The organism is Candidatus Omnitrophota bacterium (assembly GCA_041650805.1).
In the GTDB taxonomy this organism is placed as follows: domain Bacteria; phylum Omnitrophota; class Gorgyraeia; order 2-01-FULL-45-10; family 2-01-FULL-45-10; genus JBAZKM01.
Genome location: JBAZKM010000001.1, coordinates 43,919 through 57,261, shown reverse-complemented (window position 1 = coordinate 57,261; position 13,343 = coordinate 43,919). Strand labels below are relative to the sequence as shown.

The following is a 13,343-nucleotide window of genomic DNA, read 5'->3' as shown; positions in this document are numbered from 1 at the left end:
TCGATCTTTTTCATCAGAATGTCGTGATCTTCTTAAAATGGTCATACCGCCTGCGTATGTCGTGCATCGACAGCTCGAGGAGCCGGTTGACGCTGAAGTCCTCGACGACGAACGAGGCGAGGATGCTCCCGTATATGATGGCCTTCCTGACGGTGGCCTCGCTTATCGAAGATGCCCGGCTCAGGTATCCCATCATGCCGCCGGCGAACGTATCCCCGGCCCCCGTCGGATCATATACCGATTCGAGCGGGTAGGCCGGCGCGATGAAGTGCGAGCTCTTGGAGCAATAAAGCACGCCGTGCTCTCCCTTCTTTATCACCACGGCCTTCGGGCCGAAAGATATGATAAGCTGCGCCGCCTTCAAAAGGTTCGCCTCGCCGCTGAACTGGCGCGCCTCTGCGTCATTCAGGAGCAGGACGTCGACGCTTCCCAGCAGACGTTCAAGCGCCCTCTTCTTGGTCGATATCCAGTAATTCATCGAGTCACACGCGACGAACCGCGGCGACCTGACCTGTTTCAGGACGGCGTACTGGAGTTCGGGATCTATATTGGCCAGGAAAAGGTATTTGGAATTCCGGAGGGGCTGCGGTACGTCCGGTTTGAAGTTCTTAAAGACATTGAGATGTGTCGACAGCGTTATCGCAGTGTTGAGGTCATAGTCATACCGGCCGCTCCACCTGAATGTCTTTCCCTTTACGGTCTCCAGGCCGCTTGTGCCTATATTGCGGTTCTTGAATAGAGTTATGTATCTCGAAGGAAAGTCCTTCCCGACGACCGCGACGATATCCACCTTATCGAAAAAGGACGCCGCTATAGAAAAGTATGTTGCGGAACCCCCGAGCGCCTCGTCATTCTTCCCGAAAGGCGTGGTGATCGAATCTATGGCTACCGATCCGATGACTAATATGCTCATGACCCTCTCCTGAAACATTCCTCGGATATCTTTATCGAACAGTAGTCGCTGCACATGGTGCATACATCGCTAGTCGCAGGTTTTGATCTCCGCCTGTAGGCCCTGGGTTTTACGCTGTCCAATGCGAGCGCGAACTGTCCCTTCCAGTCCCTGGCCCGGCGGGCTTTCGAGATCCCGATATCCCGTTCGAGAGCCCCGCCTATCCCCTTGGCGATATCTGCCGCATGCGCGGCTATCTTCGTCGCTATTACCCCTTCCCTTACATCATCTATCGTGGGAAGCCGCAGGTGTTCGGCGGGTGTTACATAACAGAGAAAATCGGCGCCGGCTGCGCCTGCCACGGCGCCCCCTATAGCGGCGGTTATATGGTCGTATCCGGGCGCTATATCTGTCACGAGCGGACCCAATACATAGAACGGCGCGCCGTTACATAGCTTCTTCTCCAATACGATATTGGCCTCTATCTCGTGTATCGGCACGTGGCCCGGCCCTTCGATCATGACCTGGACACCGCGGTCGTAAGAGCGCCTCTGAAGTTCGCCCAGCGTTGCCAGCTCGGCTATCTGCGAGCTGTCCGTAGCGTCCCGTATGCTTCCCGGCCGCATCCCGTCACCAAGGCTCAGAGTAACGTCGTATGCCTCTGCAATGTCCAGCACATCGTCGAAGTGCGAATAGAACGGGTTCTCTTCGCCGTTAGCCAGTATCCATTTCGCCAGGAATGCGCCGCCCCTGCTCACTATATCGAGTATGCGGGGCTGGGACTTCAGCGCCTCCAGCGCCTTCCTCGTTACGCCGGCGTGTATGGTGAAGAAATCCACCCCATCGCGCGCCTGGGTTTCGAGCACGGCCAGCATATCCTTTAAGGATATATCCTGTATGCGTCCGCCTTTCCGGAGGACCTCTATCGCCATCTCATATATGGGGACCGTGCCCACCGGGACTTCGGACGAGGCCAATATCCTCTTGCGGGTCTCCCGTATACTGCGGCCGGTAGAGAGGTCCATCACGGCGTCTGCGCCCAGTCCGATCGCCTCTCTCATCTTCCTGATCTCGCGGCCTATATCCGAAGAATCTTTGGACGTGCCTATATTTGCGTTTACTTTTGTCGTAAGGCGCTCGCCTATGGCGCACGGTTTCCGCACGCGGCGGGACCTGTTCTTCGGTATGACGGTCCGGCCCGCGGCTACGCTCTGCCTGAGCAGTTCCGGGTCCGTCTTTTCCGCCCTGGCGGCATATTTCATCTCTGCCGTGATCTTCCCCGCCCTGGCGGCTTTCAGTTGTGTCATGTTACGATAGCTCCTCTTTAAGCCGCTCTGTCATAGCGCGCACATCGTGCGCCGCGCAGACGGCGCGTATCACCGCTATGCGCCTTATGCCGCGCGCCGCCAGCCAGGGGGTATTACCGGCATCTATCCCGCCTATCGCGAATACAGGCACTTTCAACCGTTCCATCTTCACTATCTCATCTACCCCCTCGGGTCGCATATCCGACTTGATGGGCGTTTTGAAGACCGGTCCCGCGCCGATATAGTCCGCCCCATCGTGACTTGCCCGGGCCGCTTCGCCGTAGGTGTGCGCCGAAACGCCCAGTATGGCGGCCGCGCCCATCAACCGCCTTGCCAGCTTTACGCTTATATCTCCGCGCCCGATGTGAAGCCCATCCGCGCCGCTTGCCAGAGCCACGGCGGCGTTATCATTTACGATGAAAGGTATGCGAAACCCGGCGGCTATCTTCTTGAGCCGTCTGGCAACATCTATATTGGCATGCGAAAGAGGCGTCTTATCCCTCAGCTGCAGCATGTCGGCCCCGCCGCGCGCCGCCTCGTACGCAACCCTTAAAATGTCCTTCCCCTTCAGCGTCTCTCTATCTAAGATGACGCAGAGCCGCGACTCTTTTAAAAGATCTTTTTTCGATCTCATATACCCTGAACCTCAGGACCTCAAACCTGCGCGAACTCTTCTCGTCGATGAGTTTTGCGAACTCTTCCAGCACCCTCAGCGACTCCTTCACCCTCTGGAGGTTCGCAGCGAATATATCGCTAAAACCATGCCGTGTCCTCTCGCTCTTTATGCGCGATAGCCGCCCCACGTCTCCTCCGGCATCGCGCGAAAGCGCGAACGCGCTCCCCGGGCCAAGCCCGCGGGCCGCTGAGGCGACCGAGTGGCGCACACGCTTAAGTTCTGACGCAAGCGTCTTTGAATTCATGACGAACCGCCCTATCTCTTCGCAGACCCTCAACCCCTCGCGGCACCTGTTGAGGTTCGCATCGAGTATGCGGTATGCCGCCTTCTTCATAAGGACGCTATCCTATTTATTAAAGAGCTGGTCGAATATCCTTTTACGAAAGGGATCGCTATGACCCTGCCTCCCGATGCCTTTACGATATCGCCGCCCACTATATCTTTGATCCGCCAATCCCCGCCCTTCACCAGGACATCCGGCCTGAGAAGCTTTATCAGGCCGTATGGGGTGCGTTCCCCGAAGACCGTAACGTAGTCCACGCATCCGAGAGCTGCCAGCACAGCCGCCCTCTCCCTGACCTTGTTTACCGGGCGGGAGTCGCCTTTTAAGGCCTTGACCGAAAGGTCGCTGTTCAGCCCCACTACCAGTATATCGCCCAGGGATCTTGCTTTCTGAAGCAGCGTGACGTGCCCGATATGCAGGATGTCGAAACAGCCGTTCGTAAAGACGACCTTCTTCCCTCCGGACCGTGAACGCGAAATGATCTTTGCGAGGCGGGCCCGGCTCAAGATCTTGGTCTTCATCGATTACTTACAGAGCTCCTTTTCGGCCAGCTCGCATATTATGTGGCCTATCATGATATGGGATTCCTGTATCCGCGGGGTATCGGTGGAATCTACCGTTATCGATATATCGCTCTCTTTTGCCAATATCCCTCCGCCTGCGCCAATGAGAGAGATCGTGACCAGCCCCAGCGCCTTGGCCTTATTTATGGCATCGACGACGTTCTTCGACCGCCCGCTCGTCGAAATGCCGAGCGCGACATCGCCGCGCCTGCCCAGCGCCTCCACCTGCCTGGAGAAAACGGTGTCGTAACCGTAGTCGTTGGCGATGGCGCTCATAGCGGATGTGTTGGTCGTCAGCGCGATGGCGGCGATGGCCTTCCTCTCCTTCTTGAACCTCCCCACGAATTCCGCCGCTATGTGCTGGCTATCGGCCGCGCTGCCGCCGTTACCGAAGACGAGCAGCTTGCCGCCCGACCTCACGGCCGCGACTATAGCCTGTGCCGCCTTTTCTATATTCCCGGCCTCGTCGCGGGCGACGGTCTCCTTGACCTTTATACTATCTTGTATGAGACGTCTTATTTCGTCTTTCATATATGCCTGTCATCCGAAGAATGTTTTGGCAAGCTCATAAAATTTCATGTCTACGGTCTTGAGGGTGCCGACCGCTTTCTCTATCGGCACCTCGGTGACCTCATTCCCAGACAGGCTGGCCATGAAACCGAACTTCTTATCAAGCACCAGCTCCATCGCTTTTACGCCGAACCGTGTGGCGAGCACCCTGTCGGAGGCGCTCGGTGTCCCGCCCCGCTGTATGTGGCCCAGGACCGTCACGCGCGTTTCAAATTTGGTGCGCTTCTCCACCTCTTCGGCCAGTGTCTCGCCTATGCCGCCCAGGCGTACATGACCGAAGGCATCCAGCCTGTCCTCTTTGGTCACGACCTGGCCTGTCTTGAAGTTCGCGCCTTCCGCCACCGCTATGATCGAGAAGCCCTTGCCCCTGGCGTGGCGTTTTTTGAGGATGTCGCATACCTCGTCGAGGTCTATGGGCACCTCGGGGATGAGTATGACATCCGCGCCGGAGGCGAGGCCCGAATATATGGCTATCCAGCCCGCGTGGCGGCCCATAACCTCCACCACCATTATCCTGTGATGGCTTTCGGCGGTCGTATGCAGCCGGTCCATCGCTTCAGTCGCTATATTGATCGCGGTATCGAACCCGAAGGTGTAGTCCGTGCCCGAGAGGTCATTGTCGATCGTCTTCGGGACGCCCACTATATTGAGCCCTTTATTCTCCTTTATCAGTTTGTTGGCCACGCCCAGGGTGTCCTCGCCGCCGATCGCGATCAGCGCGTCGAGCGAAAGTTTCTTATAGACGGATATGGCCTTATCTACATCGCCGGGATTCTTGTACGGGTTGGTCCGGGATGTGCCCAGGACGGTCCCGCCCTTGGGCAGGATCCCCGATACCGAGGCCATGTCCAGCCCCACGGTATCATTTGAGATCAGGCCTTTCCAGCCGTTCTTGATACCGATAACTTTTATATTATTCTGGGTCGCCTTCCTGACGACGGCCCTTATGACCGCGTTTAAACCTGGGCAGTCGCCGCCGCCCGTCAATACACCTATCCTCTCCATTGCCTATGACCTCCTGTTTTTTTATTTCGGCAGTTAACTGCCGCCGTACTCTATATTGCCCCTGAAAGGAGACGACAATTCGCCCTTTCGCGCTTCCTTCTTCGAGTCCTCTTTATGTACTATCTTCACCACGTGCACGCGTATCGTGATAGGCTCTTCCACGCCCAGCATATCCTGTACCCGCGTCTTGACGATATGCTGGATCTTTTCCGTGGTTTCCGGTATATTTATGTCGGAAAAGAGTATCACCCTGTTTATTATGGATATACCTTTTTTGCTCGCGCGCACGTTCGGCTTAAGCTCCTTGACCTCCGGCAGCTGTTTTATGGCCCTCTTTATGAAATCCTCTATAGCGGTCAGCGATATCGTCACCTGTCCGTCCGGGTTCTCGAACGCTATCGTCTTTTCCCGCTTGATCTTGCCCATGGTTATCTGCACCACCAGCAAACTGATGAATATCAGCGCCAGCCCGGTTATGCCTAGCGCCAGCCGTATGTTGGTAGTCGCATATACCGTTGACAGGGCCACGGAGACGGCGTCTTCCGGTATGACCCTGAGCGACACCGAGATCAATACGCCTCCCAGCAGGAAGAAGACGAGCGTATAGAAGAAGAGCGTCAATCCGCTAATGAATCTCATGGTAACCTCCTGAAATTTTCGACATCAGAATTTTTTAGTTTCCGCCTCTTTTGCAGGCGCCTTGGCGTGGACACCCTCCACTATGACATCGACCTCGGAGAGGACGAGCCCGGCCATCTTTTCGACCACGACCTTCACCTTCTCCTGCACTTCGTCGGCTACACGCGGGATGTCGACCCCGTATTCAACTATTATGGATACGGTAAGGCTCACTTCGCTCTCTTTGACGTGGACACGCACCCCTTTTGTATACGTCTTCTTGAAGAAGAGGTCGCAGATGGTCCTCGTTATCCCGCCGCCCATCCTGTAGACGCCCCTCACCTCGGTAGCGGCGATGGAGGCGATCGATGCCAGGACGTCGTTATTGATACGCACGACCCCCAGGTCGGTGGTCCTGTCCCTCTGAGATATATCCTGTGCCATTCTCTACTCCTTCTTTTCGAAAAGCCGTTCTATGAAATCGGTCGAAAATTTTCCGCGCAGGAACGCGGGGTTATTCATCACCTTCTTGTGGAAAGGTATCGTCGTCTTTATCGGCTCTATGATGAACTCGTCCAGGGCGCGCTCGCAGATCTTTATCGCCTCGAACCGGTCCTTTCCGTGGGCTATCAGTTTGCCTATCATCGAATCGTAATAAGGCGATATCTCGTAGCCGGTATATATGTGAGTGTCCACGCGTATGCCCCTTCCTCCGGGTATGTTGAGCGTGGCGATCTTCCCCGGCGACGGCATGAAATCGTTGTCCGGGTCCTCCGCCATTATCCGGCACTCTATGGCGCTCCCGCGGAACTCTATATCATCCTGTTTGTAACGCAGCTTCTCTCCGCTTGAGATGCGCAACTGCTCTTTCACAAGGTCTATGCCGGTGACCGCCTCGGTCACCGGGTGCTCCACCTGGATGCGGGTATTCATCTCCATGAAATAGAAAGAATTATCTTTATCGAGGAGGAATTCGATCGTCCCCGCGTTCACATACCCTATCGACTTGGCCCCCTTGACGGCGCATTCGCTCATCTTCTTTCTGAGCTTGGAATCCATTACGGGAGACGGCGTCTCTTCGATCAGCTTCTGGTGCCGCCGCTGGATTGTGCAATCCCGTTCGCCGAGATGGATGATGTGCCCGTGCTGGTCGCCTAGTATCTGGAACTCGATGTGCCTCGGGCTCTCCACGTACTTCTCTATATAAACGTCGGCGTTGCCGAAAGCGGCCTCCGCCTCGCGCTGGGCCGTCAGGAAGGCGCTGATCAGGCGCACGTCGTTATGGCAGACCCTCATGCCCTTGCCGCCCCCGCCCGCGGCCGCCTTTATTATCACGGGATAGCGCATCTCCTTGGCTATCTTAAGCGCCTCTTCTTTCGTCTTCACCACGCTGCGGCTCCCCGGGATCACCGGCAGGCCAGCCTTCCTCACCGTCTCCTTCGCGGTCATCTTGTCTCCCATGAGACGTATGTTCTGGGGCGTCGGGCCTATGAATTTTATCTTGCACGACTCGCATATCTCCGCAAAATGCGCGTCTTCGGCAAGAAAACCGTAGCCGGGATGGATCGCCTCGACATCGGTTATCTCGGCCGCGCTTATTATGCTCGGTATGTGCAGGTAGCTGTTGGCGCTTGCCGCGCTCCCTATACAGATGGCCTCATCCGCGAACTTGACATGGAGCGACTTGATGTCCGGTTCCGAGTAGACGGCCACCGTCCGTATGCCCATCTCCTTGCAGGCCCTTATTATCCTGAGGGCCACTTCCCCCCTGTTCGCTATAAGTATCTTTGAGAACATGCGTATATCCTTATAGAGGTTCTACTACAAAAAGTACCTGGCCGAATTCCACAGGTTCGCCGTTCTCGACCTGTATATCCACCAGCTTGCCCTTGACGTCCGACTTTATCTCGTTCATGAGCTTCATCGCCTCGATTATGCAGATGACCTGGCCCTGTTCTACGGTATCGCCGATGTTCACGTAAGGCGGCGCTTCGGGCGACGGGGCGCGGTAGAAGGTGCCGACCATGGGCGCCTTTACATCAACGGTATTCCTGCTCTCGGTCTTCTCTGCCGGTTTCGCCTGCGGAAGAGGCGCCGGCGGATGCTGCGGCACGGACTCCACGATCTTTTCATAGCCGGCTGTACCCTTCTTGAGCCGTATCCTGACCCCCTCCTTCTCTATCTCGAGCTCGGTCAGGCCGTTCTCGTTCATAAGGTTTATCATATCCTTGATCTCTTTTATATACATTATCTTCCTCCGTGTCTTCTATTGCGTCAGGACCTCGGACCCTTTTTCGGTGACCAGGACCATATCTTCTATTCTGACTCCGCCGAACCCCGGTATATATACGGCCGGTTCGACCGTAAAGACCATGCCGGGTTTCAGCATCTCGCAATTCAACGGTGAAACCGACGGTTTCTCGTGGACTCCCAACCCCACGCCGTGACCCAGGGCATGGCCGAAATGGGCGCCGAACCCTTCCCCTCTTATATAATCTCTAGCCGCCATATCGACATCCGCTATCCTTGTGCCGGGAGATATCTTCTCTATTGCCCTCTCCTGGGCGCGTTTCACCGTATCGAGCATCCTCCTGAACCGGTCCTTTACCCTGCCGAGGGAGACCATCCTCGTCATGTCGGCGCAGTAACCGTCTTTTTTACAGCCGATGTCTACCATCACCGGACCGTTCCTCCCTATCGCCTTGCCCGTTGCGCGCGCGTGCGGCTTTGACGAATTACGGCCGAATGCGACTATCGGTTCGAATGCGCACCTGGCGCCCCGCTTTATGAATTCCATCTCGACCTTTTCCGCCACCGCCTCTTCGGAGATGCCCGTCCTGAGCGTCCTGACGGCCTCCCCTATGACCTCTTTCGTCACCGCGACCGCCCGTCTTATAAGGCCTATCTCCTCCGCGTCCTTCACAGAGCGGATATCCTCCACCGCGTCCTTTAACGGCACGAGATGCGCGCCCTTTATTGAAGAGGCCAGCCGCCTGGCTACCGCATAGGGAAGGTCCGACGATTCGAAGCCGACCTTCTTCAGGCGCTCCCGCGAGACGATCTCACCGATCGTCTCGTATGTCGAGCGCTCCACTACCGTGACCTTGCACCCGCTGACGGTCTCTTCTGCCTCCTCGGCGTATCTTGAATCCGTTATGAAGCACCGGGAGCCCCCGGTCACGAGCAGCATAGAATCGTGCCCGAGAAACCCCGTGAGATAACTTACGTTCGTCTCGTCAGTCACAAGAAAGGCGTCGAGACGGGCCCTCTTCATGACGTCACCGAGCCGGAGCATCCGTTTCCTGTAGTTCACTTTTCCCGCCCCAGGAGCGCTTCCAGCGCCTTGAGCCCCAGGATATAGCTCATCTTGCCGAAGCCCGATACCTGTCCCTTTGCCACAGGGGCAATGAGCGAGGTGTGACGGAACTCTTCGCGCGCGTAGATATTCGAAAGGTGAACTTCTACGGTCGGTATATTCACGGCGCTCACCGCGTCGCGTATAGCTACACTCGTATGCGTGTATGCCGCCGGATTTATGAGTATGCCGTCGTACTTTCCGCCGGCTGTGCCTATCAGCTCCACGATCTCGCCCTCATGGTTCGACTGAACGATCTCCAACTTAATCTTTCCGGCTTTCGCCAGCTTCATAAGGTCCCCGTTGATCTCGTCTATCGTAACTTCGCCGTATACATCGACCTCCCGCTTGCCGAGAAGGTTAAGGTTAGGGCCGTGTATCACGAGTATCTTTCTCATGAAAGGTCTCCTCCTTTTTGTCCGCCCCGAAGGGTCGCCTCATCCGCCAGCATCACGGGTATACCGTTATCGATACGATATATCCGCCCGCACTTGCGGCAGGCGATACGGTCATCTTCCGGGACCACGCCGGATTTACATACAGGGCATGCCAGTATCTTCAGGAGTTCTTTATCGATCGTCCTGTTCATTCCGCAGCCTCCACTTCTTTCCATTTTATCTTGAACTGAGGATGTGTGGCATAGACTATTCCCCCCGCCACGCTCACTATGAAGAGCACGAGGAGCCACAGGATGCTTACGGCGAAAGCATTCTCCTTGCCTATCAGCGGCCCGAAGAAGACCACCGTAGAGCTCTCCCGGACGCCGAGACCGTTTATAGACGGCAGGAGGCTCAGGGCGCTTATGACCGGCATACGCAAGAGGAGGTCCATGATCCTTATCTTCGATCCGATGCTGAGGGCGAGCATGCCCAGGCTCAAAAAGAAGAATATCTGGCTTATTATGGAGATGAAGAACGACTGGTACATCAAAAGGCGCCTGTGCTTGTACCGGTGTATGACTTCATAGGCCCTGCGTATCTTGTCCTCGAAAGGCTTCATGAATACAAGCAGGAACGAAAAGAGACGCGCAAAGCTTTTGCTCGTTATGAATATGATACCGGTGACAGAAATGGCGGTGGTCAGGTAGATGAGGTACCTGACCCTGTTATCGGAAAACTGGCTCCCGGCGAAGAGTAACGCAAAGAATGCCATGAATATCATGGTGAAGAGGCCTATGACCCTGTCGACGAATATCGCGGAGTACGAGCCCATCTTTTCGTTCGTCTTCTTCGAAAGGTAGTAGCCCTTGACCACGTCTCCGCCTATCGTCGTAGGGAGAAAGTTGTTGAAGAAATAACCTATGAAAGCCAGCGACAGCGTTTCGCCGAAAGTCACTCTAAGGTCCTGGGCCTCTATTATAAGCTTCAGCCGGAACGCCCCTGTGACGACGGCCACCAGGAATATGCCTATCGCGAGAGCGAATAGCGAAAGGTCCGTGCGCCTGAGGCGCGCGGCTATATCCGCGTACTTATCCCTCATAATATATAGTAATAATATGATAAGGGCGAGGGATACGAAAACGCGCACAAATGTCAGTAAAATCCCCTTCTTCATAAGGATTTTAATTTATCATAAAGGCGTCTTTAAGTAAAGTAGAATTTCGTCTCTGGTGAATGGAACTGGGTAAAATTTTTCGTCTCTCATCGAAGGGGCCCCCGATGGTGGGGTATCGACCGGGACCTGAATCCAAATTTTGACAGGGCAAAATTTGGATATCGTATCATCAGACGAATATCCAGAATTTGCCATGACAAATTCTGGGTGAAAATCGCGAGCGGGCATGGACCCGCCGAAGCACCCGGTCTAGTGATATGTTGAATGCGGAGGCGGGGAGCGAGCGATTTTCCGGAGTCACATTTTCCTCGCAGGGGAAAATGTGACGTTCCCGGGAGATACCCCACCGGAGAGGGGACCGGATAGAAGACGAAAAATTTTATGAAGCGGAATGGGTTATCTGGACTTCTGTTCGAGGCTGGAGATGTGGTGGTCGACCTTCGTGAGGGCGCCCTGGGCTTCGTTGTCGTGCTTCTTGCGGGCGTTATTCAGGTGGTCGATGATGATGGCGTATATGACCTTGAACCGCTCGAAATCGTTGCGCAGCCCGCCCACCTTGCCAAGTATCTCCTTTGCATTCTCCTCTATCCTGAGCGCCTTCATACCCTGGAGTATCGTCATCAGGTACGGGTAGATCGTCTGCGGCGAGACCGGGTAAACCTTCTTCTTAAGGGCGTAATCCAGGACTACATTGTTCTCGCCGAAATTGGTGTCCTTGACGAAGGCCTCATAGTAGACGCTCTCCGACGCTATATACATCAGGGCGAAGTCGGTGGTCTTCTCGCCGGGCAGTATATACCTGGCCGTCTCGTCTATGCGCCGCTTAACGTCGCCCGTGAACGCCTTCCAGAACGTCTTTTTGGCCGGCTCTTCGGTCGCCGCGAGCATACGGTTGAAGTTCTCGAGCGAAAGTTTAGAATCTATGGGGACGAGGTAATCGCGGAATTTAACGACGAAATCCACGGGCCCCGGGCTCAGGCTGTACTGCGCCAGCACCATCTCGGACGGCAGGACGTCGCGGAGCGCCTTTTCGAGGAGCCGCTCACCCGCTCCCCCCGCCCGTTTCGGCATTATGAAGAGATTGCGCAGGTTCGTAACTTCCGTCATGACATCCCGTATCTGCGAGGCCTTCTGGTTCAGGCTCCCCATCTTCTCGTTGAGGTTTGCTATCGTCTCGGATGCCTGCTTGCGCATGTCGTCCGACAGGAAGAGCTTCTCGTTAAGCTTCGCTATATTTTCACCGATGTCGCGCGTGCGGACTATGAGATAGAAGACGGCCAGCGCGAGCGCGCCTAATATGAGGACCGTGACGGCATATATGGTGAGCATTATAATTGCCTTTTATGAAGACGTCTTGTTAACGAAACGCATCCGAAGCTCATAGAGCATCGCCTCGAGTGTCTCTGCCTCGTCCTTCGTGAGATTATTGGCCGTCTTTTCCTTTATCATGCCCAGAGTGTCTATGAGAAAACGCGCCTGCTGCATATTCTCGTCTTTCTTCTTCGTCAGGGGGTTCTCTATCTCGCCGAGGGCTATCAGGCATTGCATCATAATACTGGAGATGAAGAGGCCGAACGTCGCCTCCACCTCTTCGTGTCCTGCGGCCTGAGAGGCGCTCCGCTCCTTATCGACGGCCTCTTTCCATGATTCGTCCACCTTCTTCTTCATCGCATCCGCGTCCATTACACCGTACTCCTTTCTTGCCTTATCCGATCCAGGCCGCCCGTTACAACCAGAGGTCGCGTTTGATCGTCCCTACCTTCTCTTCGGCCGCCCGCATCCCTTTCTCAACGGCCTCGCGGGCCCTGCCGAACGCCGCCTGGTCGAGATTGCCGAGGTCGACGTTTATCACGACATCGGCTTCATTCGCCTGATATGCGTTAAGCTCGTGTCCCATTATCTGGAAAGATTGAAGCATCATCTGGAATATGCTGTCTATCGCGCCTATCTTTACACAGAAGCCCACGTCGACGGCTATCATATAATCGAACTTGTGCGCCTTGGCTATCTTCGTAGGGACGCTGTTCTTTATCCCGCCGTCGACAAGAAGGCGCCCGTCGATCCTCACCGGGTTGAAGATGCCGGGCCAGGAACAGCTGGCCCTTACTATCTTCAGCAGGTCGCCGCTAGTGTATACTACCTCCTCGTTATTTTCGATATCCGTGGCCACCACCGAGAGGGGTATAGTGCAATCGGCGAACCCCTTGCCTCCTATGATGTCATTTATGGTCGCCTCCAGTTTAGCCCCGGCCAGGAGACCCATCTTAGGCATGGTGGGGTCCAGGAGCTTACCGAGGGTGAACGCGTAGGCCTTCTTCTCCATGACCTCTATGGGGACACCGACGCAGTATGCGGCCCCCACCAGCGCCCCCATGCTGGTCCCTATTACGCGCTCGACCTTTATCTTCTCCCTCTCCAGCACCTTCAGGACGCCTATATGGGCGATGCCCCGCGCAGAACCGCCTCCCAGGACCAGGACGACCTTTTTGCCCCTTCCGAAGAACCATCCCATATCCGCTC

Annotated in this window: 18 protein-coding genes; all 18 read right to left on the bottom strand. The window is 55.6% G+C overall.

Features of this window, described 5'->3' with window-relative positions; genetic code table 11:
- Window positions 1-13 precede the first annotated feature (13 nt).
- The gene (locus WC515_00390; protein MFA5145829.1) at window positions 14-913 is read right to left on the bottom strand and encodes a PfkB family carbohydrate kinase; all 900 of its coding nucleotides are present in this window, start codon (window positions 911-913) and stop codon (window positions 14-16) included.
- A complete protein-coding gene (gene thiC / locus WC515_00385) occupies window positions 910-2,199 on the bottom strand; it encodes a phosphomethylpyrimidine synthase ThiC (protein ID MFA5145828.1) in 1,290 nt (429 codons plus the stop codon). The genes WC515_00390 and thiC overlap by 4 nt, the downstream gene beginning before the upstream one ends.
- Before the next feature lies 1 nt (window position 2,200).
- Window positions 2,201-2,833, bottom strand: a complete 633-nt coding sequence (gene thiE, locus WC515_00380) for a thiamine phosphate synthase (protein MFA5145827.1) — start codon at window positions 2,831-2,833, stop codon at window positions 2,201-2,203.
- Complete coding sequence (locus tag WC515_00375; protein MFA5145826.1) at window positions 2,778-3,209, bottom strand: thiamine-phosphate pyrophosphorylase; 432 nt, start codon at window positions 3,207-3,209, stop codon at window positions 2,778-2,780. The genes thiE and WC515_00375 overlap by 56 nt, the downstream gene beginning before the upstream one ends.
- Window positions 3,206-3,679 carry a D-glycero-beta-D-manno-heptose 1-phosphate adenylyltransferase gene (gene rfaE2 / locus WC515_00370; protein ID MFA5145825.1) on the bottom strand — a complete coding sequence of 158 codons (474 nt, stop codon included), beginning with the start codon at window positions 3,677-3,679 and terminating at the stop codon, window positions 3,206-3,208. Before rfaE2 ends, WC515_00375 begins: the two co-directional genes overlap by 4 nt.
- 3 nt (window positions 3,680-3,682) lie before the next feature.
- The gene (locus WC515_00365; GenBank protein MFA5145824.1) at window positions 3,683-4,252 is read right to left on the bottom strand and encodes a D-sedoheptulose 7-phosphate isomerase; all 570 of its coding nucleotides are present in this window, start codon (window positions 4,250-4,252) and stop codon (window positions 3,683-3,685) included.
- Window positions 4,253-4,261: 9 nt separating this feature from the next.
- Window positions 4,262-5,296, bottom strand: a complete 1,035-nt coding sequence (locus WC515_00360; protein ID MFA5145823.1) for an ATP-dependent 6-phosphofructokinase — start codon at window positions 5,294-5,296, stop codon at window positions 4,262-4,264.
- Window positions 5,297-5,329: 33 nt separating this feature from the next.
- On the bottom strand, window positions 5,330-5,935 hold the full coding sequence (gene amaP, locus WC515_00355; GenBank protein MFA5145822.1) for an alkaline shock response membrane anchor protein AmaP: 606 nt from the start codon (window positions 5,933-5,935) through the stop codon (window positions 5,330-5,332).
- Window positions 5,936-5,959: 24 nt separating this feature from the next.
- Entirely contained in the window at window positions 5,960-6,358 is a 399-nt protein-coding gene (locus WC515_00350; GenBank protein ID MFA5145821.1) for an Asp23/Gls24 family envelope stress response protein, read from the bottom strand.
- Window positions 6,359-6,361: 3 nt separating this feature from the next.
- Window positions 6,362-7,711: an acetyl-CoA carboxylase biotin carboxylase subunit gene (accC, locus tag WC515_00345; protein ID MFA5145820.1), complete on the bottom strand. Its 1,350-nt coding sequence runs from the start codon at window positions 7,709-7,711 to the stop codon at window positions 6,362-6,364.
- Window positions 7,712-7,721: 10 nt separating this feature from the next.
- Window positions 7,722-8,162, bottom strand: a complete 441-nt coding sequence (gene accB, locus WC515_00340; GenBank protein ID MFA5145819.1) for an acetyl-CoA carboxylase biotin carboxyl carrier protein — start codon at window positions 8,160-8,162, stop codon at window positions 7,722-7,724.
- A gap of 18 nt (window positions 8,163-8,180) precedes the next feature.
- Window positions 8,181-9,227 (bottom strand): Xaa-Pro peptidase family protein, encoded by a 1,047-nt coding sequence (locus tag WC515_00335; protein MFA5145818.1) that lies wholly within the window; start codon window positions 9,225-9,227, stop codon window positions 8,181-8,183.
- Window positions 9,224-9,667 (bottom strand): type II 3-dehydroquinate dehydratase, encoded by a 444-nt coding sequence (gene aroQ / locus WC515_00330; protein ID MFA5145817.1) that lies wholly within the window; start codon window positions 9,665-9,667, stop codon window positions 9,224-9,226. The genes WC515_00335 and aroQ overlap by 4 nt, the downstream gene beginning before the upstream one ends.
- A complete protein-coding gene (locus WC515_00325) occupies window positions 9,664-9,858 on the bottom strand; it encodes a Trm112 family protein (protein MFA5145816.1) in 195 nt (64 codons plus the stop codon). Before WC515_00325 ends, aroQ begins: the two co-directional genes overlap by 4 nt.
- Entirely contained in the window at window positions 9,855-10,823 is a 969-nt protein-coding gene (locus tag WC515_00320; GenBank protein MFA5145815.1) for a lysylphosphatidylglycerol synthase transmembrane domain-containing protein, read from the bottom strand. The genes WC515_00325 and WC515_00320 overlap by 4 nt, the downstream gene beginning before the upstream one ends.
- Window positions 10,824-11,219: 396 nt before the next feature.
- Entirely contained in the window at window positions 11,220-12,152 is a 933-nt protein-coding gene (locus tag WC515_00315) for a DNA recombination protein RmuC (GenBank protein ID MFA5145814.1), read from the bottom strand.
- 12 nt (window positions 12,153-12,164) lie between these two features.
- Entirely contained in the window at window positions 12,165-12,506 is a 342-nt protein-coding gene (locus tag WC515_00310; protein ID MFA5145813.1) for a DUF1844 domain-containing protein, read from the bottom strand.
- A 43-nt stretch (window positions 12,507-12,549) separates the two neighbouring features.
- Complete coding sequence (locus WC515_00305) at window positions 12,550-13,335, bottom strand: patatin-like phospholipase family protein (GenBank protein ID MFA5145812.1); 786 nt, start codon at window positions 13,333-13,335, stop codon at window positions 12,550-12,552.
- Window positions 13,336-13,343: the final 8 nt, after the last annotated feature.